This window comes from Psychrobacter sp. NG25, assembly GCF_015234355.1.
Lineage (GTDB): Bacteria > Pseudomonadota > Gammaproteobacteria > Pseudomonadales > Moraxellaceae > Psychrobacter.
Genome location: NZ_JADGMV010000001.1, coordinates 636,585 through 657,718 on the forward strand (window position 1 = coordinate 636,585; position 21,134 = coordinate 657,718).

Genomic DNA, 21,134 nt, shown 5'->3' on the forward strand with positions numbered 1-21,134 from the left:
ATAGACAGTGGCTAGTATAACAAATCCTTGTTAATAGTGGGGTGAATAGCGAGTGCTCTTAGGCAAAACTTATTAAGATAATGAGCTCATGATTGAATCATCAATCACATGAGGTTTTATGACTCAAAACACGACATTTGCGTACCTATGTGTAATCCTCTATTATCGAGAGAGCCTCTTTATAGGAAACACTCATGTCGTTTGCTCAAGTCTATACCCGTTCAGTCGTCGGTCTGCACGCACCAAAGGTCATTATTGAGGTGCACTTGTCGCAAGGTTTGCCTGCATTGACCATTGTCGGCCTACCAGAAGCTGCAGTGCGTGAGAGTAAAGACAGAGTACGTTCCGCGATATTGAATTCTGGGTTTCAGTTTCCCAATCGCCGCCTCACTATTAACCTAGCACCTGCGGATTTACCTAAAGATGGCGCAAGGCTAGATTTACCGATTGCTATCGGTATCTTGGCAGCCAGTGATCAGCTCGATCCAGACGTGTTATCAGGGTTTGAGTTTATCGGTGAATTGGCACTAAACGGAAATCTGCGGCAAGTGACAGGCAGTTTGGCAGTAGCTCGAGCGATTAAAGCGGAAGGGTTGGCTGTAACTTCATCGAGTAGTAATGAGCAACCATCAAGCGAGCAGCGGCCAAGAGAAGCATTAACATCAGTCAAATTAATCGTGCCAATAGATAACGGGGCAGAAGCCAGCCGTGTCGAAGGAGTAGAGATATTAGGCGCTCAAAGTCTCAAAGCCGTTTGTGATCATCTGCAGTCGTTAGCGAATCCAAGCGCACACTATGAGTCTTTGGTAGTCGTCACACCCAGCCCAGCACCACAGCATGTAGGTTATCAAGTAGACTTGGCTGATGTCAAAGGTCAGCATCATGCACGGCGTGCACTAGAGATTGCAGCAGCAGGTGGGCACTCGATATTATTCACAGGGCCGCCCGGTTCAGGCAAGACATTGATGGCATCGCGTCTACCGACTATATTGCCTGACCTCAGTGACGAAGATGCGTTAGAAGTAGCCAGCACCTATTCAGTCGCAGACAGCGATTATGACTATGGTACACGGCCATTTAGGCAAGTTCATCATACGATATCAGCCGTGGCATTGGTGGGTGGTGGTTCACGTCCGAAACCTGGTGAGATTACCCTTGCGAATAAGGGTGTGTTATTCCTTGATGAATTACCAGAGTTCGATCGTACGGTATTAGAGGTGTTACGTCAGCCATTGGAGGCCAAGCAAATCACCATCAGCCGTGCCAACTCACAAATGACTTTTCCTGCTAATTTTCAATTGGTCGCTGCCATGAATCCCTGCCCATGCGGTTATGATGGCGATACATCAGGACGTTGCCGCTGTCGACCCGAGCAGATTAAACGCTATCAAGACAAGCTGTCAGGACCACTATTAGATCGCATTGATTTGCATATCACCGTGCCTGCTTTGCCCATTGCTGACTTGCAAAATGCTCAGGCTGGAGAAACCTCCGAACAAGTGAGGGTAAGGGTAGCCGCCGCTCATAAAAATCAGATGCAGCGGCAACAAAAGGTCAATAATGAGCTGAGTCCTAGCGAGATTGATAAATATATCCAATTAGGAGAAAGCGAGCAGCAGCTATTACAGCTTGCTCAGCAGCGCCTGAATTTATCCGCTCGTGGCTACCATCGAGTATTGCGAGTAGCGCGTACTATCGCAGACCTTTCTGATAGTGTAGATATAACGAGTGTCCATGTATCTGAGGCACTGAGCTATCGTAGCAAGTGACTTTATTCCCACAAGATAAGTCCCACAAGGTAAGCCACAAAAGATGCGACTAACCTTGTGAAAATTTTTGAGATTATAATTATTTAAGCAGATAATCTTGCAGCGCCTGAAAGCTATCAAACGCTTCGGTAGGATTTAGCTCACGAATATCTTGCCCGTAGTTATAGCCATAAGACAATCCAAGCGTGTCCATATTGGCATTTTGTCCGGCTAATATATCGTTTCTAGAATCACCAATCATAACGGCTTGTTCTGGAGAAACGTTTAACGCTTCACAGACATGCAATAGCGGTGCCGGATCAGGTTTTTTAGTTGAGAGACTATCACCGCCCAATACTTCGCTAAATAAGTCCTGCCAGCCAAATGACTGCAATATCTTCGGTACAAAACGAATGGGTTTATTGGTTACTAATGCCAGTGTATACCCTGCATCTTTCAGTTTCTTTAGTCCGCTATCGACATCTGGGTAAGCGACGGTTTTGCTGCCACTGAGATTTTTATAAGCTTCAAAAAATATTTGCTCTGCGTGATCAGCTTCCTCGACCGTTAACTCATTTTCTAACACCTCTACCTTACCCACTAGCGCGCGCTCTACCAGTAATCTTGAGCCATTGCCTATCCAGTTGCGTATCGTCTCGATAGGGTAGGTCTCTTTGCTCAACGTGGTTAGCATAGCGTTAGTCGCATCAGCCAAATCAGGCACACTATCAATGAGTGTTCCGTCGAAATCAAAAATCAAAAGTTGCTTATCCATTATTCCTCGCTATTAGAAATCGTTCTATTTGTCATGTTTGCCATACTTTACGTTATGCCATACCTTAGCACAGTAATGTTTTGAGGCTAGAAAATTCACTTTTTCAATGTGCAACAGACCTTAATGAACCAAAGCAATCACTAGGGCGTGTCCTCATTTTAAAAATGGTGATAAAAATGAGATAAATTGCCGTCAAACGAGGAAAGTAGTGCAGATAATATCGAGATATTGACCAACTATTTGACGATGTTTGGCAAAATTTAGTTGTTTTTAGCCCATTTAGAGGACACTCGTTTGAATTGAGGACACGCCCTAGACATCTTTATAGCGTTCGCGATGCTCTTTTTTCATTCTTAGATAATCTTCGTTTTTACGACACTCGTCCCATTTTTGTTTAAATATACGTGCAGATTCGGCCTTGATAGGGTCTTCCTCTTGCCGTGGCAGCTCTTCTCTCCCATGTGCACCGCTTTGGCCTTTTTTATCATCAGGGACGGTGCCTTTGTATTTTTTGCCACCTTTATGATTGGCATAACGACGAGCGCGGGTATAGCCCATTTGAATAAACTTGCGCGCCATATCCGCACCGACAAAGTCATCGTCAGCCAAATAATCTAAGAACATCTGATAAATAGTGTCACTACTCTCGGTCGCAATGTCAGGATCGGCAAAGCGCCAGTGGGGTAGTATTTCTGATTTGTAGGGCTCTACGAGTAGTACACCTTGCTCACCACGACCGACACGATACAGCTCTGGCTGCGCGCGCAAGTCTAGATTTTGGTAGTCTAAGTCGTAATCAAACTCTCTCATAACGTTACCTGCTAAGCATATCGATATTTAACACGTCCTAGTATACTGAGCCGGACTGTTGAAAAAACAGCGTATAAATGTTGTTCAGCTGTGACTGTCAGCGTTATAGTCTGCCTATTATAAAACCGCTTCAATACTATCGCGGGTTGAAGACATTACTTATCAGGAAGCCAATCATCATGAATAAAATAACGACTACATATTCACGTTTTATGCGGTTATCACAGAATAGTCTTATGATGTCAACTATACTGATAAGCCTGCTAATCTCTAGTGCAGCTCATAGCGCTTGGTTTGAGGGTTTGATTCCAAAGGGAGAGACATACACGGTACGCGAGATAGATCGTGATTTGGCATTTGTGATTGATGGGTTTATTTATGATGCGCGCACGTCTTGTTTCTTAGCAGTGGGCGATCGGGTGATATTTTTTGAAGGACGTCATGGTATTGATTACCGTGCGACGGTTTATGATTTGGACTCGCGTGAGCGTTGTGAGTTATTATTAAGAAAACGTTTGTGATAAGTAAGAAAGCGCTTATAGTCATTCCACTATAAAAATATTACTGCGTTAATCTTGCTCGAAGTATTTAATATACATATGAGCATGCTACCTAAACATAAAAATCCAAACATAAAAAAAGCCCCAAACATAAATGTTTGGGGCTTTTTAGAATGCTTAAACGATGGTGGCTCGAGGCAGGTTCGAACTGCCGACACACGGATTTTCAATCCGTTGCTCTACCGACTGAGCTATCGAGCCGTCTTCGTTGAGGCGCTATTAAACTAAATATACGCACTGCTGTCAAGCATTTTTTGCATTATATCTGATAAAAGACGATAAATAGTCAGATATGGGCAAAATTAAACATTCTAGTTCTCAGTTTAGTCTTTTACCCGCAGTAGTTCGTACTCGCTCATAATACGATGAATGTCGGTATCTACAGGAACAAACTCACGTACGCCTTTTTTTACTTCGGCATCATAGACCAGTTTAATAAACTTGGCATCTATAGCACGGCCGCGATTCTGTTCATGCACCGTTAGATACTGCAAGCGTTTAGCATTGGTCTGACCATCATCAAAACAGGCAACTGCAGCGATCGGCTTGTCATTGAACATACCGACGTATAGAATTTGTCCACGTTTAAAACCTTGCTCAACGAGACTGAGTACATCGGCGCCACTGGGCTGAGTATCATCGCTGTCATATAAAGCCTGCAGGCGCTCAGAGAGTTCATTATCGCGTGCAGGTTTTTTAATCAGTGGTGCATCCAAACTATTGATGGCGATCGCTTCTAAAGGCATAGCAGTTCCTATAAACAGAGGGTTTCTATGATGTGAGACATCATAATGTCATAGAGTGTGATGTCGCAAATTGTCGTGTTATAGCATTAGCGTGCGTCATGATTGATAATACTGAACACACTATTTTAGCAGAATGACGTAAATTTGTGCGTGGTTTACGGCTTGGACATAGCAGTAAATGTTAGGGTTTGCTATGATGAGTCTAGATAATATGTAATACGTATAACGTCTAATATCTTGATATCTTTTGTATATATCACTTTCTAATACCTTTTTCGCTAAGGTCTGACTCAGACACTAGTAAAATATTTTGGGCGTGTGTTCGTCCTATTTTATTGACCGCTTTTCACTGATAAAAAACTGATAGAGAGTAGCCATGACAGCCAATGCAACTGAGCAAAATGCACCAAAAAATGCAAACTTACACGGTCGCCCTGAACGTATTGCGACCGTTGAGCGTATCACTGCCGAAACGCAAATCACTTGTACCGTCAACCTGGATGGGACTGGTCAAGGTACGGTAGACACTGGCGTACCTTTTTTGGATCATATGATTGATCAAATCAAGCGTCACGGTTTGTTTGATTTGGACATCAAATGCAACGGCGATACCTTTATCGACGACCACCATAGCGTCGAAGACACTGGTATTACGCTTGGTCAAGCATTTAACAAAGCGCTAGGTGATAAAAAAGGCATTCGTCGCTACGGGCACTTTTATGCGCCGCTCGATGAAGCGTTGACTCGTGCGGTAGTCGATCTATCAGGTCGTCCTGGTTTACACATGGACATTCCGTTTACTCGCTCGCACGTAGGTCGTTTCGATGTTGATTTGTTCAGTGAGTTTTTCTATGGCTTCGTCAATCACTCGTGGATGACCGTGCATTTGGACAATCTCAAAGGCAAAAACAGCCATCACCAAATTGAGTCGACCTTTAAGGCCTTTGCTCGCGCCCTGCGCATGGCTTGTGAATATGATGAGCGTGCGTTAAATACATTGCCATCGACCAAAGAGGCTTTCTAAGGCGCATTTAAGGCTCTTCTACGGTGTCAGTCAAGCTTGGCGTACTAGCTGTACAGCCTGCGCTTGACTTCCTTGTAGCAAAACCTTATCTACACCTTGGTAATAGCCAACAATATAAATGGCTAACGATATAAATAGTACAGTAGTCAAAATATTTAAAAATGAGAACCAATCGATGACTAAAGTAGCACTACTAGATTATGGTATGGGTAATTTGCATTCCGCCAGTAAAGCGTTGTCAGTGGTCGGGGCAGACGTCTCTATCACCAATGATCCAAAAGTCGTCGCTGCGGCAGACAAAATCGTCTTCCCCGGTGTCGGTGCCATGCGTGACTGTATCGCTGGCATGCATGATGCTGGCATTGATGATGTCATACGTCAGGCGATATTTAATAAGCCCGTCATGGCTATCTGCATAGGCATGCAGGCGTTGTTTGAGCAGTCAGTGGAAAATGGTGGTACAGACTGTCTCGGCATCTTAAAGGGCACGGTAGAAGCCTTTGACCCTACGTGGAAAGACAAGCAAGGCGCTACGATTAAAGTACCGCACATGGGCTGGAATACCATCAGCGGTATGGATTTTGATCATCCACTGTGGAATGGCATTCAAGACAATGCGCATTTTTACTTTGTGCATAGCTACTACTGCGAGCCTGCCGATAGCGCGCAAGTGGCTGCGGTATGTGACTATGGTCAGCCATTTTGTGCCAGTGTCATCCAAGACAATCTGTTTGCGACCCAGTTCCATCCAGAGAAAAGCCATACCGCAGGCTTGCAGCTGTTAAAGAACTTTGTAGAGTGGAATGTGTAAGATAGACGATAAACGTGAATTGAATATTTAATTCAGCAGTAAGGTAGATTATCCATTGTATAATCTGCCTTTTTTGTTCTCAGATTTTATTATCAGCTATCAATTTTTAGCCACCAATTTTTAGTCATATTGTTTATAGTCGATTCAATTTAAAAGTAGTACAAGGCAACCGAGTGTAGATGTATATGTGATACTTCAAGCGAGGTTAACGCTGTAATACTTTTATAGTGGGATGGCTATAGTGATACCCTCAGTTATTTTCTACTGGCTTATATTTGGAATATATAGTGGATTTTACCGCCTTTAAAATGAGTATTATTGAAGCGACAGGACTGGCCAAAGATGCCCTACATATTTATGTTGGTATCGGTGCTTATTTCCTATGTTTAATGCTACTGCGTCCTATCTTTAAAAAGCAAGGTATCAGATCTTTTATCGCCTTAGTGATAGTGACTTGCATTGCGTTATTGGGTGAGTATTTGGACAATCGAGAGACGATTGAATCGCTTGGTTTGGCTGGTTTAAGCCATGAACAGCTTACCGCCAGTATCCGTGATTTGATCAATACCTGTCTACTGTCTTATGTGCTTTATGGGTTAAATAAGTGGACGAAAATCTTTCATGCATCCAACCCCTCAACTAAGCTGTTAAAGCAGCGCTAATATACTGAAGTAATTTTCTTTTAAGTACTAATAAAGTGAACTTAAGTAGGATTTTATGGTGTAAAATTCATAATATAAAATATATAGCAGTCCATATTATGCCTTCATTTAAAATACCTACTTACATTTTTTCTTCTACTATTCTATGCCTAACGACGTTTAGCTATCATTCAGCAATGGCAAATCAAAACGTCATCATTGACCTAAATAAACCCATATCAGCAGCACTTTTGGCACAGTACAATCGTGATGGTATCGAGTTCGACTATGACAATACGCCTGTACTAAAAAAAGTCTTCGTGACTGACGAGAATGGTGCGGTCGCACACCAATTACCAAGCAGTGCCGCTAGAAAAGTGAAAGATTATACCTTTGGAGAGAAATTAGAGGTTATTGAAGATAGAGGTGGCTGGTATGCGGTGCGGGACAAAATTTATAGAGAATATGATGAGAACGGTGACGGGGTTATAGAGACTAATATTGTCAAATGGGAAAAGGTCTTTGTGAAAAAAGATCATACAGGAGCCATTCGTAAAACTATCTTAACGCCTGATGAATTAAACATCATAACCTACTTATTAGCAGATGGAAAAGATGAACGTTTTGAAAAGGGAAAAGCACTTAAAACTTATCTTAAGTTCGAATTAATCGACAAATCCTTGTTTGAAAAAAAGCGTCCACTTGCGGTCAGTTTTTTATCTAAAGACAAAATGATTAAAAAACAAAAAGGTGTCCTATCGATTCCAACTGCCAAAAAAGTAGTTAAGCTGATCGATATCGACACTGATGATGACGGTAAAGCTAGCTTTGAATATATTGGACAGATTAATGCTTTAAATCAGCATCTAATTTTTGGGCAATTCTGGGAAATCTCTGGTTATACGATGATTGATAAGACGAACGGAAAGGAAACTCAGGGTATTATAGGCTTCCCTTATCTTTCTCCAAACAAGAAGCACATTATTGCTGTCTATGCTGATCCTTACGGTGAACAACATGCTGACCTTGAGCTATATCGTATTGAGAATAAGCAAATCGTACCTATACTGAATGCAGAGTTTAAAAACTGGATGCCAGCTACTGAACCAGAAGACATATTTTGGTCAAGAGATGGCTATCTGTATCTAGCGGTTACCCATAGCCTTAATTTTTGGAAAGAAGACGGGCATATCAATGATGAGTTTCAATATATTAGGATAAAGGTGGCTCTATAGAGAAGACGCCACCAAAACCTTTAGAAACCTATTTCTGATTATACAACTCACGCACCACTTCACCAATCACTCTAATACCATCAGTCAGCGTCTGCTCGTCAGCCGCGATACTCATACGAATACATTCATGCGCATGCTGATAATCACTGACATCGACACCGGGGAAGAAGTATTCACTTGGCACAATGAGCGTACCTTTTTCTTTGAGACGCTCGTATAGCTCAAGAGTGCTAATCGGCAAGTCTTTAAACCACAACCATAAGAAAATCGCGCCTTCAGGCTTATGAATCATCAATGGATAGTCGCCCAATGCTTCTTTTAGCAGCTTCACGGCAAGGGTTGCCTGCTTTTGGTAAAACGGCTTAATCTCATTATCGGCTAATTGCTTGATACGGTCATTTTCTACCAATGGCGTGGCAATCGCTGCACCAAAGCGTGTCGGGGCTAGATTCACCACCGCATTCATCGCGCTGACCGCTTCGATCACTTTGGCATCGGCCACGATAATACCCGTACGCATACCAGGCAGGCCAATTTTAGACAGGCTAAAGCATAGAATCGTATTATCATCCCAAGTCAAATGCGCATCTGAATAGATGATATTAGGGAAGGGCATACCGTAGGCATTATCGATGATAAGCGGTATGTCATAACGTTTGGCAATCTCGGCCAAATGCGCCATTTCGTCATCGGTGAGTACATTGCCAGTCGGGTTGGTCGGGCGTGAGCAGCAAATCGCGCCGATACGGCCTTCTTTTAGCGCTGGCAAGTTTTCTAATGCGTCAAAATCGACACGGTATTTAAAGAAACCTTCCTCACCGTCATGAGTCACTTCATCGATATGTGGCAATACTGCTGCGAAATGCTGACCTTCGACATGCACGTCGCTATAGCCGATATATTCAGGGGTCAATGGCAGTAGAATGGATTTGTCTACAGACTGGCTTTCTGTATCTTGGCTTTTTTCATCAACGAAAGCGCCGCCGAATAGATTGAACAGATAGAAAAACGCATTCTGTGAGCCATTGGTCAGGGCGATATTTTCTGAGGTCAGATTCCAATCATAATGACGGTTAAAGAAGCCAACCAAGGCATCGATAAAGGCTGAGTCACCTTGCGGATTAGAGTAATTCGCCATGCTGATAATCGCGCTACTATTGGCCTCACCTGCATCATTGTCATTACCAAGTGCTTTATAAGTCTCTAGAAATAGCTCATTGACGGCATCAATTTTGGCAGGGTTACCACCGCCCAGCATGTTGACTGGCTGATCGCTTTTTAGCGCATCGCCCAAATCGTCCATTAATTGTGAGATGCCAGTGGGCTGGGTAAATTTTTGACCGAACTTTGAGAATTTCATAAGACTACCATGCTGTTTTGGAGGATGTTGTAATAAGGGATTTGATTCATAAAAGTTAGGCTAGTATAGCAAATGAGGGCTATAAAATAAGCAAAGTGCGGGGCAGATATTGACTTATGTGTCTATACAGCTTATGAAGCAAAAAAACGCCTTCTAGATGAGTAGAAGGCGTTTTGGCTTGAGGTTTTAAAAGCTAAGTTTATGTAGCTAATCTTACCAAAAAATTAGAATTTCCTAAGGCTTAAACTGTTAAGTAAAAAGCTATGAGAGCTAGTCTTGCTATAGGATAAAAATAACTTTAAATAACTTATGTTTACCTATATGATTATAATTTATTGAAGATAGATAACAATACGACAGCAGATGTCACTTAATCTACAGAAACAGTCTCTAAGTATAGTTTGGTTCTGACAGTTATAGTATGCTTACTATCAATACTTTAGATGGTAGTATTTCAAAAATTAACTCGATTTGAGCTTAAAAATTTCACTAGACTTTCAGTTAGTAACTAAGTGTATTTGAAATAAAAATTGACGGGTTAATTTATGAGTGAAAATGTTGATCTTAATGAAATACGAGAGCAAATAGCGAAGCATGTAGACTGGGCTCTTGATAGAAAAATTCCTCTTCCAGAGCTACAAGCGACATTTAGAGGTGTAAAACGTACTCTAAGTGCTAGGAATGGAGAGGGATTAAAAACTAAGCTAAACAGTGAGTTTGACTTGGATAAGCTTTCAAAACTAAAAGAAGAGCTTGAGAAGCTATTAAGATCACATATATTCTTTGATGATAAGTTAATATCAGTTTATTACGAAGTTGATGTAGAACAAACCGCTGAAAAGCTGATAGAGTTTTTCAATACTAATTTCAATGAATCCAACGAAAACGAAACGGAATATCATCCTATAGAGCAAGTTAAGTTATCTGACTCTGTGTCATTATTCCAGTTCTCAATTGTTAGAGAAATTAGTGTTCGTGATATTCTTGATCCAAATGATTTGATAGAAAGTATAACAGAGGAATATCAACAGCTAATTGGTGTAAAGAAGATCCCTTTAGCTTGTTACGACTTAGTGATTTGTGATACCAAGAATAACTACGTTGTTGTTGCTATGGATCTCGCAAGTGTATTAAGTAGAAGTGATTTAAACTTAGCTTATATTAATTTCAATAATTATATTGAGAAAGATATTGGTATAATTTTGACTAATCCATGTGATTTCTTCCCTAAAATTCAAGAACTTTACGAAGAAAAAACTAATAAAAATGGTGTTACTGAAATAGTGTTTATGACACCTCATGGTACTACGCATGATGAAAAGCTAAAAGGCAATCAAAAAGATCTGCGAGACGCAACATATCACGATGAAGGTACAAAAGCTGTTAGAAATGAAAAAATTAATGGAAAACTGTTGGGTAATAATATTACGCCTTACAGAATAAGCATGCGTTATTATCGTGATGATAGAAACTTAGATACATCACTAAAGAGTTCCTACCAAGCCATACATGCTGCAAATGGTTCCCATTTGTACGAAGCTTATGTATATGGAACACGAAATATTGATGAACTTAACTTTATATTAGGTAAGCTAATTTAATTGGACTATTCCAATGAACACAATTTTTGTGAATGAGTTGAAAAGTAAAGTTTATTCTAATCTCAGTGATAGAGATATGGCTAAGGTTTGCTTGGCTATAATAGAACACGTTTCAATAGGGCCTTCAAAAAAGTCTCATCTAACATTTATTGATTTATATAGTATTAGCCCTACAGTTAATGAAGCTGTGTTTTATGAGGCTGTATTCTATTTAACTAGAAAAAACATTGATGTACTAGAGCAACAATTTGAAGCTATAGAACCTAGAACTTGTTCTTTTCAATCTATACCTAACAGAGACAGTTTTATTGAGGATATGCGTGATGGTGAGCTTTATAATCCTTTTATAGGTAATCCATTGAGTGAAGAAGAGTTTGGTAAACAGGTCTTAACTTATTTTTCTCCATCTAAATGCTTTGTGGAGAAAATAAATGAATAGTAGTTTATCTAATCCTTCTTTGTCTAACAGGACTATTCGTCAATTATCATATAGGAGAGACCCAACTAGTTACCAAGAGTTTTTAGAACTTTTATATCATGATATAGACCGTACTATAGATAAGCTATCCCAATCAAAAGATAAATACCTTCAAGGCATGAAGGACAACTCTCAGAAAGGTGAAGACTTAATAAATCTATATATATGTGACATGCTAGATGCGAGAGGTTGGGTAGCGAATCATAGTAAGTATGTTAATGGTAACGCTGATATTGTAGTTTCTACTGATTACGGAAAATATGAATGGATAGGCGAAGGAAAGATTAGAGGTGGAAATGGGAACCTAGATAAAGGTATTAAACAGCTCATTCATCGTTATTCTACAGGAAGGGATTTCCAAACTTCTGGCGGTATGATGATATATGTTAAAGACAGTGACGTTAAAGCTAAAAAAATGTTAGATGATTGGAAAGACTACTTAGTAAGCCCTGACCTCAATATTGTTAATAAGGAGGGATTGCCTACAATACTACCTCCAGCATTGAAAGTTGAAAACTGTTCTGAAAAACAACTAGTTTTCTATAGTTATCATGATCATCCTTCTTCAGGACTAGAATATACTGTACGCCATGTAATAATTGATTTTAGACACAACCCATTAGAATAAATTCGTTTTTTGTATCAAAATCTGATTTTAAGAGCATTTTAGTCCTGATAGTAGCGGTTATTCTGACGAGCTAAGCTTCGCATATACTGCTAGATAATATAGAACGAAAAAACCCCAATTAAGGGGTTTTTTCGTATCAAGCCAAAATCGAATACGCTTAAACCATCGCCCTTACTCTCGCCATAATCCCGCGTCCAATCACTAATTTCACATAGATAATAGCAATAGCAAACAACAAAGCAACTAACGCAATACCGCCAAGTCCTAAGTTTGCCCACGGCACACTAAAGCGCAGATTAAACCATTGAGTGACCGCCAGCCAAGCACCGCCAGTGGCGATAATCACCGCAAATGTCGCCGCACTAATCCCAAGCACACCCAGCTCTAAGATATTGAGCATATACAAGTCACGCTTTTGCATACCGAGTAGTCTAAACGAAGCACTCTCTTTCATACGATCTTGTGACGTAGAGAGTAGCGAGCTGATGAGCACCATGATGCCCGTAAGCAAGGCAAGCAAAGTAAAGATATACACCAAGCGGCTCATCTGCGCGACCAACCCTTGGACTTGCTCCGCAATAATCGTACCGTCAATACTGGTCACAGCTGGGAATTCGCGTACCAGCTTACCTTGCAGCTCAGGAATATCATCGGCAGAAACATGCGCCGTCGCAAATTGGATTTGCGGTGCGCTAGCCAGTATCTCAGGCTCAAACAAGAAGTAGAAAAACGGACTCGGGCCACGCTCGAAACGTGAGCGAATACTGGTAATCTCTCCAACCAACTCGATACCTTGAATATTGAAGCTGATTTGATCACCCATACCGACGTTCAGCATCTCGGCTGCCGTGTCCAAAATAGACAACGGCTGCACTTGCGAGATCGCAGAGGCACTCGCATCCTGATTTTCTATGGGAGTATAAAGCGCATCGTCAGTCAACGACTCAGTAATGAACTCTGTGTCCATGATGCTATCGGAATAACTTAAATTGAATACCCGAGTAGGGTCGTCTTCGCCTTCAGGCGCGTCGATATCTTTGGGTTCGACACCATTGGCCGTACCAATACGTGCTCGAATCACTGGATAATACGTGACAGGTGCTTTGAGAATACTGTCTATCTTATCGTGCTGCTCGGTCTGCACATCCAATAAAAATAGATTTGGCGCATCTTCAGGATAGGCATTGATAAACTGCTCATTGATACTGTGATTGATCGACGTGATAAGGGTCAATACCGCAACGGATAATGACAATGTCACAAAGAATAGCGCTGATTGATTGCCTTTACGCGCTAAGTTATGAATCGCAATGCGCTGCATCCAGCTGATTTTTTTACCAGTGGCAATACGAGCCAGCAACCATAGCCAACCACGTGCCAATGCCCAAAATATCGCAATGAATACAATCAATCCGACCAGTATCTGTGCGCCCAACGCTAAAGATTGCACTTCGTAAGCAAGGAAGGCATACAGCCCGATGAATAATAAACCATAGCGCAAGAATGGTATGCGCTGCTGCCAAGGCAAACGCTTTGATGATTGACCAGTACTTTGATTGAGCAGTGCCGCAGGTTTTGTACCATCAAGCGCACGCAGACTGCGCTGGGTAATCAGTAGCGTCATGACAAGGGCGATGACAATCGTTTTGAAGATACTAATCGGGTTAATCGCCAGCCCTAAGTCTGGCGGTAAAATAGCTGTCAGATACGGTTGACCAATTTTGAGTAACACAAGGCTTAGCGATACTGCAGCGACGCAGGCCAAGACAGACATGATTAATAGCAGCCAATAATAGCTACGCTTAATCGAACGATTGGTCTCACCCAGCGCCATGCGTATGGCATCGTTGGATTGCTGCTTGGTCACAAACGCAGTGATCACCCCATACATGGCAACCGCAGATAATAATAGAACGGCAATGACTAGCAGTTTCAAGAACATCAATACATTGTCAGAGATACGTGAGACAGACGTCTCCTCTGAGGTAGGGTCAGACATCTCAATATCAGGATAATTAACCAGCATCTGCGTCAACTGCTCACGCTGAGTGGCAATGACTTCTGGCGTGCCTGCCATCTCGATTTGGTAACTGACTCGGCTACGCTGACCGATTAGATTGGTCGATTCTAAGGCGTCTTGCTGCATCATCACGCGACCACCAAAGCCAAAGGCCGTTAGTGGGCGATCTGGCTCTTTGACGAGCTCATCACTGATGGTGAATTTTCCCTCACCAATATTGATACTGTCACCAACCGCGACGTTTAGACTTCTAAGAACCTCAGGCGCGACCACCACGTTTGTTGCACTTAGCTGCTCGGACAATGGTTTGCCTGACGCCAGTTCAACCTCACCGTATAAAGGATAAGCCGCAGTAACGCCTTTGATACGAGCCAACAGCGTTTGGTCTGCTGCGACCAACATAGCGTTGAACTGATAATCATAAACCGTTTGGCTATCAGGCAATGTCTGGACTTGTGCCAAGACTTCCTCAGGCCATGCTTGATTGCTTTCTAGGATTAAATCACCACCGACGAGTGCCAGTTGATTGTCATTGACATAGGTATTCACTGACTGTTGGATAGAGTCCAATGTCAGATAGGTGGCAAGCGATAGCATCAGTGTTAGCAAAAAGAGCAGGGGATATACCCAGCGTCGCCACCAACTACGAGACAACGCTTTCGCACCTAAAGTACGCGCAGTGAAGGGATTTCTACTTTTGCTTTGATTCACAGCGTTAGCGTTGCCATTGGTGTCTATAGAAGGCTTATCCATTGGCCGCTAATCCATCTATCATGCCATCATGCATGGTAATGACTCGGTCTGCCATCTCAGCCAGTGCAGGATCATGGGTCACGACGACCAATGCCGAACCGACTTGCTGTCTTAAGTCCAACAATAGCTGCATGACTTGGTCGGCGTTTTGCTCATCCAAGTTGCCCGTAGGCTCATCCGCGAATACGATTTTTGGATGCGATACCAATGCGCGGGCGACAGCAGTACGTTGCTGCTCACCACCTGATAATTGATTGGGCAAGCTATCACGTCTATGACCGAGTCCAACGGCATCGATTAACTCATCTACTCGTGCAGGGTTTGGCTGCCTCGCAATATCTAGCGGAAAGGCAATATTTTCTGCCACGGTTAGCGTTGGCAGTAGATGAAATGACTGAAACACAAAGCCCATATCACGCTGACGGATAGCTGCCAGTGCATCTTCATCAAGGCTGCTGAGCATTTGGCCTGCCAGCTCAACCGTTCCACTATCAGGATAGTCGAGTGCTGCTAGCAATCCCAATAACGTCGATTTACCAGAGCCAGACTTGCCCATGATGACCACAAATTCACCCGCACTAATATGAACGTTCACATCTTTAATAATGGATAGGGTTTGCTCACCGACTTGTACGGTTTTGTTTAAATGCGAGGCAGTCAGTAATGCTTTTGCTGTAGCGGTAGGCGTCGTCACTGTGTCAGCTGAAGGTGATGATGTCATTGCGTGGTCTCAGTTGGCGTATTGTTTGATGCTGTCGTATTAGTGCTATTACTGGCTTTCAATTTTTCAATCTCAGGCTTTAAGATAGGCAAAATATTATCTTTGACGATAATCTGATAGCCTTCCTTGGTCGGATGAATCGCATCGGCTTGATTCAGCTCAGGGTCACCGCCCACGCCTTCTAAAAAGAAGGGGATAAGTGGCACATTCATGTCTTTTGCCACACGAGGATAGATGTCTGAAAACGCGGAAACATAGTCATTACCGAGATTGTCATAGATCGACATGCCCCCTAAGATCACGTGGCTGCCATTATCTTGCAGCGTTTTGACCGCAGTACGGATGTTTTTTTCAATGGTAGCCACATCTAAGCCACGCATGGCATCATTGGCACCAATCGTCAAAATAGTAATATCAGGTTTGGTCTGCGCTACCCAATCTAGACGATTGACTAGGCCAGTACTGGTTTCACCACTTAAGCCTGAGTTGATTACTTTGGCATTGGTATAGCCTAGCTCTTTTAAGCTGGCTTCTAACTGAGCAGGATAATTGGCATCACTATCAACACCAAGACCTTCAGTCAATGAATCGCCAAGCGCTAAAATGGTCAGCGGCGAATTGATTTGTTGGTCGGCGGATACTGGCGCGCTAGCTGTGACTTCATTAGTATGAGTGCTTGTTTGAGTATTGATGGCTTGAACATCAGTGTTTTGGGAGCTGGTATTTTGCGAATCAGTCGCGTCAGTTGATTCAGCGTCTTTTTGGCAACCACTGATAGCCACGGCGATGGTCAGCACTGCCATTGCTGGCAAGCGTCGAGAGAAATGAGGAAATACTTTCATAATAATTATTCTGTCCTATATGCAATCGAACCAGTGTAGCAAAATAAGACGAATACCAATATTATTCGAAGGTTACTTTATCTAATCGTAAGTATTAAAACTTTTTACCATCGACCATAACAGGACGACTGACCAGCCATGCAATCACCACGTTCATCACCATCAAAATCAAGATAAGTAAAAGGGGTAAATCCCAGCTACCCGTCGCCTCATGTAACCAACCAGTACCCAACGGACCAAAAAACGCAATCAAGTACCCGACGGCTTGTGCCATCCCAGACAGCTCACTTGATTGATTGGTGGTATAAGTCCGTAACGAGAATAGCATCATACTCAAGGTAAAAATCGCTGAGCAACCAATGCCCATCATACCTGACCATAGCCAAGCCAAATTCGGTGATAAGTAACTGACGCCTAATACTCCGATGACATTTAATACCGACGCAAATACGGCTAGCGCTTGAATAGGGCGACCACGATTGATGAGCCACGTTAAGCTTAAGATAGATATCGGTGCCATAAATTGGAACACCGAAGCCATATGTCCTGCCCGAATAGCGGATAATCCTTTACCAATCCAAATGGAAGGTAAGAAGCTGGCGACGGTATAAAATAACAATGACTGCAAACCCATAAAGATGGCGATTTGCCAAGCAAAAGATAGACGCCATATAGATCTGCTAGATATATCTGAAGAAGCTGACGTGGGTAGGACGGCTATTTGATGGCTAGATGAGCCTAAACGCAATCGCAAAAAAATCCAGAGAATAATCGCAAAGATACCCAAAACTGCCCAGCCACCCAATGCCCATTGCCAGCCTACTTGCTCAGATAGTGGTAATACTACGCCCGAGACAATGCCTGCGGTCGCCGTCATAGTCAGACTAAACAGTCCTGTTATCAACGGAATATGTTTGGGTGTACGCTGTTTGATGATTGGTGCTGCCAAGGTATTGGCAAAACCGATAGCCAACGTCAATAATAACGTACCAACCAAAAACCAATTCCAAGTCGGCACAATACTACGAATAATCATACCAGCGGTTAATAGCGCAATCATCGCAATCAGTGTGTTTTCTAGCCCGAATCGCTTACCGATGGCTGGTGAGATCAGTGCACCAATGGCAAACCCTAGCATCGGTACTGCCCCTAGCCAGCCAATTTGTGTCTCGGAGATATTGAGTGCGTCTTTTACGACGGGCGCAATAGAGCCTAGCGCTACGATAGGCGCTCGCATATTGCTGGCGAGTAGAATCATGGCACACAATATGAGCCAAAACGTGAAACGCGAAGAAGGCAGCTTCAATGGTGAGGCGCTATCCAAATGAGGCTGTGATGACACATCCGATTGAGAGTGAGAAGAGGTAGGCATAACAGGACGACTATTATTAGAGTAAGAAAAAGAACACATCGTTAAACCGCGCCGAAGAATCGTCGCTTGTAAACAACACCAAAGAAAATGCACCTAGAGGGTGACTAATATGGCAAATCAGAATAGTAAAACAGAATCGCAAATTAAAAATAGAAATACGTGCAGAGTACAGGATATATAAGTCGTGACTTTGAAAAAAGAGGTATAGTCATTCCACTATAAGAGTATTACTGCGTTAACCTCGCTTGAGGTATTTCATATACATCTGCACTCGGTTGCCTTGTACTACTTTCAAATTGAATCAACTACATGACCTAAGCGATATACTTTGAGCAGTCTAATAAAAATAGCGCCAGTCCTTTTCAAAGAACTAGCGCTATTATAAGAACAGATGTCAGGCAAATACTACCAGCGTATGGTAACAAACGCGGTATATATAAGGATTAAGTCTATACCGACTTGCCTAATTGAGCGGCTTTAAGCGCGTTCTCTTGCTGTTCAGCAATGATGGAATCGCACTTATTAGGATCATCGCCGCAGTATGAGCATTTTTCGTTGCCCATCAGTTTAGCAACACCGCCACAAGACCCCCTCAGTGGTGTCTTTTTTACCATATAACCGATACCCATAAATACAAAAAACAGGACAAATACAGTAAAGGTAATAGCGAGCATGGGAAGCAATTGACTAAGCATAGTGGGCACCTCAGTTCTCAAAATAGGGTAGTTATCTTTATGATAACGATATATCTTCAACATTATCTACATAATAGTATAGCAAATTTTTGTTTCGCTCGTTTATACCTATCGTGTTAGTTCATGTATTAGCATCTAAGACTTTTTATCAGCGCGTAGGGCTTGCATGGCAGGTGTTTCTATCACTTGCCAATCATCAATGCTATCATCAGAACCATCGGCTTTTGCTCGATCAGTTAACACGACAAACATGGCAGCTAGATTTTGTTCTTTAGCAACTTTTAGAGCTTTCTGATAAGGCATCGCAGTGAGTGCGGTGGCCCATGCATCAGCCAATGCGACTGAGTCGGATGCTACGGTGACAGACGGTGCGCCACCAGCGATAGGCTCTCCAGTAGTGGGATCAATAGTATGGCTATAACGTTTACCATCGAATATGACGGAGTTACGATAGTTGCCAGACGTCGCTAAATGCATTTTATTGTGAGTATTGATTGGTTGACGAATGACGGATATCGTCTCGCGCTCGCTCACTGTGCTACCTTCAATAGGCGCATCGATTGCAATTTGCCATGGCTGATTTTGATTATTGACACCAGCGGTCGAAATCTCACCCCCAATCTCTACCATATAATTGCGAATCTTATAATCTTCTCTTAATACGTCAGCGATGACATCGACGCCATAGCCTTTGGCTACTGCTGAAAAATCAAGTTCGACACCCTCTTTGGTTTTATGGACGGTTTTATCTTTGTGTATGATACTGTCAAAATCTACCAACGCTTTAGCTTGAGCAATTTCTAAGGCCGTCGGTGGGCTTTGTAACCGATCAACGGTCATAGTACTACCAAAGCCCCACGTTTCTACCAATGGCATCACAGTCGGATCAAATGCCCCACCAGATTGTTCGTACACGATACGCGAGACGTCGAGCACGCGACTAAAATCTGCATCGATAGTGATGGGTGTTTCTTTGCCTAACTGATTGAATGTAGAGATAGTCGAGTCTGCTTGATAGGTAGACATACTGTCATTTATTTGCTTTAGACGTTCATCTATCGAAGCTTGTATCGCCGCTTCATCAGCATCATCGGGTAGCTGATAGCTAATGTGGTAGCTAGTACCCATTGTTTCACCAGCCAAATAATCGTAATCTGGCGTTTGCTGGCAAGCGGTGAGGCTAAGCGCACTGACAAGAGCGATGATGCTGTAGCCTGTGCGAGTTGTCTTAGTAGAAAGTATTATCGTTTTCATAAGCTTTTTGCTATAGCAGAGGAGTGAGAGGTGTAAAATAAACTGTGCTTATTTTACACCTCTTGCTAGCAATAACGCCAATCGCTTTGAGCGTAAATAATATTTGGACTAGAGCATGTCTTCAATTTACTCGATAGTCATCTAAATTGGCTAAATTTCTTAGGTCACTTTTGACTCACGAATGAGTTTGTACAGCTTGGGCGGAGATATGCGATTGACCTTGGTGGCGAACTTCTCTTTTGGACCAGAAATAACAATATATTCTTCTTCTTTTAATAGCGCTTTGACGGCTTGCTTGGCAAATACTGCGGCAGTCAAACCTTTCTTAGTAGCTTCATCCATCGTACCCTGCGCGCTACCATCTCCAGTCAACGCATTGATAGATACATTGGTTTGGATAAAACCTGGGAATATGGTGGCAACTTCTATGCCTTGCTCATGTAATTCAGCACGCAAGCTGTTCGCCCACATATGAATAGCGGCTTTGGCAGCACTGTAAGCGCCGCGATATTGAGTACCTAATAGACCTGCGATACTCGATATCATGACTATTTTACCGCCACCTTGTGCGATCATTTTTGGTAATACCAGTCTGGTCAGACGTGTTTGTGCAAAGTAATCTATTTCCATCAACTGCCGTTCGACGTCTTCTGTGGTGTCCATGATTAATGAGCGTTGACTGATGCCAGCATTATTAATCAGCCAGTCGATTTTACCTGCCTGCTGAATAGCTGACTCATATGCTATTTTTGTCTGATCGGTGTCACCAATATCAAATGGGATAACGATATGGTTTTTACTACCTTTACAGTTTTTTCTGACCGCTTCTAGTTTCTCATGATCACGACCACTTAGTATAATTCTGGCGCCTCGCTTGGCGAAAGAAATTGCAAGTGCTTGACCAATACCACTAGAGGCACCAGTAATCCAAATAGTTAATTTTTTAACGTTGGTTTTCATAAGAGTCCTTTCTTGATTTATTGAAGTTCTGTGTATATTTGAGATATTAGCTTTGTCAGCTAAGTATTTTTTCTAATCAAAACTATGAGCTAAACAGCAT

20 protein-coding genes and 1 tRNA gene are annotated in these 21,134 nt (G+C 42.4%); 9 read left to right on the forward strand and 12 right to left on the reverse strand.

Translation table 11 applies throughout. The features are described from left to right. The first annotated feature begins 194 nt into the window (after window positions 1-194). Window positions 195-1,769, forward strand: coding sequence for a YifB family Mg chelatase-like AAA ATPase (locus tag IPZ60_RS02665; protein WP_194196300.1), 1,575 nt, complete (start codon window positions 195-197; stop codon window positions 1,767-1,769). Between the two features lie 79 nt (window positions 1,770-1,848). Here the strand turns inward: IPZ60_RS02665 and IPZ60_RS02670 are convergent, their stop codons facing one another. Together IPZ60_RS02670 and IPZ60_RS02675 are read right to left on the reverse strand one after the other, a co-directional pair. Further along, the gene (locus tag IPZ60_RS02670) at window positions 1,849-2,523 is read right to left on the reverse strand and encodes a phosphoglycolate phosphatase (protein WP_194196301.1); all 675 of its coding nucleotides are present in this window, start codon (window positions 2,521-2,523) and stop codon (window positions 1,849-1,851) included. Between the two features lie 312 nt (window positions 2,524-2,835). Beyond that, on the reverse strand, window positions 2,836-3,333 hold the full coding sequence (locus IPZ60_RS02675) for a DUF4385 domain-containing protein (RefSeq protein ID WP_194196302.1): 498 nt from the start codon (window positions 3,331-3,333) through the stop codon (window positions 2,836-2,838). 236 nt (window positions 3,334-3,569) lie between these two features. Here IPZ60_RS02675 and IPZ60_RS02680 point away from each other — a divergent pair, with 236 nt between their 5' ends. Further along, window positions 3,570-3,854, forward strand: coding sequence for a hypothetical protein (locus tag IPZ60_RS02680; protein ID WP_194196303.1), 285 nt, complete (start codon window positions 3,570-3,572; stop codon window positions 3,852-3,854). Window positions 3,855-4,018: 164 nt separating this feature from the next. Here the strand turns inward: IPZ60_RS02680 and IPZ60_RS02685 are convergent. Together IPZ60_RS02685 and IPZ60_RS02690 are read right to left on the reverse strand one after the other, a co-directional pair. Then, window positions 4,019-4,094, reverse strand: a tRNA-Phe gene (locus IPZ60_RS02685). 122 nt (window positions 4,095-4,216) lie between these two features. Then, window positions 4,217-4,639, reverse strand: coding sequence for a hypothetical protein (locus IPZ60_RS02690; RefSeq protein ID WP_194196304.1), 423 nt, complete (start codon window positions 4,637-4,639; stop codon window positions 4,217-4,219). 376 nt (window positions 4,640-5,015) lie between these two features. On the opposite strand from IPZ60_RS02690, the gene hisB reads away from it, so the two are divergent. The 4 genes from hisB (at window position 5,016) to IPZ60_RS02710 (ending at window position 8,350) form a co-directional block, all read left to right on the forward strand. Beyond that, on the forward strand, window positions 5,016-5,663 hold the full coding sequence (gene hisB / locus IPZ60_RS02695; protein WP_194196305.1) for an imidazoleglycerol-phosphate dehydratase HisB: 648 nt from the start codon (window positions 5,016-5,018) through the stop codon (window positions 5,661-5,663). 175 nt (window positions 5,664-5,838) lie between these two features. Next, on the forward strand, window positions 5,839-6,474 hold the full coding sequence (gene hisH, locus IPZ60_RS02700) for an imidazole glycerol phosphate synthase subunit HisH (RefSeq protein WP_194196306.1): 636 nt from the start codon (window positions 5,839-5,841) through the stop codon (window positions 6,472-6,474). Window positions 6,475-6,761: 287 nt separating this feature from the next. After that, a complete protein-coding gene (locus IPZ60_RS02705) occupies window positions 6,762-7,136 on the forward strand; it encodes a hypothetical protein (RefSeq protein ID WP_194196307.1) in 375 nt (124 codons plus the stop codon). Between the two features lie 98 nt (window positions 7,137-7,234). Beyond that, window positions 7,235-8,350: an SH3 domain-containing protein gene (locus IPZ60_RS02710; RefSeq protein WP_194196308.1), complete on the forward strand. Its 1,116-nt coding sequence runs from the start codon at window positions 7,235-7,237 to the stop codon at window positions 8,348-8,350. 28 nt (window positions 8,351-8,378) lie between these two features. Here IPZ60_RS02710 and IPZ60_RS02715 read toward each other — a convergent pair whose 3' ends face one another. Further along, on the reverse strand, window positions 8,379-9,710 hold the full coding sequence (locus tag IPZ60_RS02715; protein WP_194196309.1) for a valine--pyruvate transaminase: 1,332 nt from the start codon (window positions 9,708-9,710) through the stop codon (window positions 8,379-8,381). 545 nt (window positions 9,711-10,255) lie between these two features. Between IPZ60_RS02715 and IPZ60_RS02720 the strand changes: the two genes are divergently transcribed. The 3 genes from IPZ60_RS02720 to IPZ60_RS02730 are packed head-to-tail and all read left to right on the forward strand — an operon-like array spanning window position 10,256 to window position 12,417. Continuing rightward, on the forward strand, window positions 10,256-11,311 hold the full coding sequence (locus tag IPZ60_RS02720) for a hypothetical protein (RefSeq protein ID WP_194196310.1): 1,056 nt from the start codon (window positions 10,256-10,258) through the stop codon (window positions 11,309-11,311). A gap of 13 nt (window positions 11,312-11,324) precedes the next feature. After that, window positions 11,325-11,750, forward strand: coding sequence for a hypothetical protein (locus IPZ60_RS02725; RefSeq protein ID WP_194196311.1), 426 nt, complete (start codon window positions 11,325-11,327; stop codon window positions 11,748-11,750). Continuing rightward, complete coding sequence (locus tag IPZ60_RS02730) at window positions 11,743-12,417, forward strand: hypothetical protein (protein WP_194196312.1); 675 nt, start codon at window positions 11,743-11,745, stop codon at window positions 12,415-12,417. The genes IPZ60_RS02725 and IPZ60_RS02730 overlap by 8 nt, the downstream gene beginning before the upstream one ends. 157 nt (window positions 12,418-12,574) lie before the next feature. Here the strand turns inward: IPZ60_RS02730 and IPZ60_RS02735 are convergent, their stop codons facing one another. From IPZ60_RS02735 to IPZ60_RS02765, 7 genes are all read right to left on the reverse strand, one after another. After that, on the reverse strand, window positions 12,575-15,190 hold the full coding sequence (locus IPZ60_RS02735; RefSeq protein WP_194196313.1) for an ABC transporter permease: 2,616 nt from the start codon (window positions 15,188-15,190) through the stop codon (window positions 12,575-12,577). Further along, on the reverse strand, window positions 15,183-15,911 hold the full coding sequence (locus IPZ60_RS02740) for an ABC transporter ATP-binding protein (RefSeq protein WP_194196314.1): 729 nt from the start codon (window positions 15,909-15,911) through the stop codon (window positions 15,183-15,185). The genes IPZ60_RS02735 and IPZ60_RS02740 overlap by 8 nt, the downstream gene beginning before the upstream one ends. Next, window positions 15,908-16,753 carry an arylesterase gene (locus IPZ60_RS02745; RefSeq protein ID WP_194196315.1) on the reverse strand — a complete coding sequence of 282 codons (846 nt, stop codon included), beginning with the start codon at window positions 16,751-16,753 and terminating at the stop codon, window positions 15,908-15,910. Before IPZ60_RS02745 ends, IPZ60_RS02740 begins: the two co-directional genes overlap by 4 nt. Before the next feature lie 94 nt (window positions 16,754-16,847). Beyond that, window positions 16,848-18,125: a CynX/NimT family MFS transporter gene (locus IPZ60_RS02750; protein WP_194196316.1), complete on the reverse strand. Its 1,278-nt coding sequence runs from the start codon at window positions 18,123-18,125 to the stop codon at window positions 16,848-16,850. Window positions 18,126-18,574: 449 nt separating this feature from the next. Further along, entirely contained in the window at window positions 18,575-18,820 is a 246-nt protein-coding gene (gene nqrM, locus IPZ60_RS02755) for a (Na+)-NQR maturation NqrM (protein WP_110924429.1), read from the reverse strand. Between the two features lie 135 nt (window positions 18,821-18,955). Beyond that, complete coding sequence (locus IPZ60_RS02760) at window positions 18,956-20,074, reverse strand: FAD:protein FMN transferase (RefSeq protein WP_194196317.1); 1,119 nt, start codon at window positions 20,072-20,074, stop codon at window positions 18,956-18,958. A 159-nt stretch (window positions 20,075-20,233) separates the two neighbouring features. Beyond that, window positions 20,234-21,034 carry an SDR family NAD(P)-dependent oxidoreductase gene (locus IPZ60_RS02765; RefSeq protein ID WP_194196318.1) on the reverse strand — a complete coding sequence of 267 codons (801 nt, stop codon included), beginning with the start codon at window positions 21,032-21,034 and terminating at the stop codon, window positions 20,234-20,236. Window positions 21,035-21,134 lie beyond the last annotated feature (100 nt).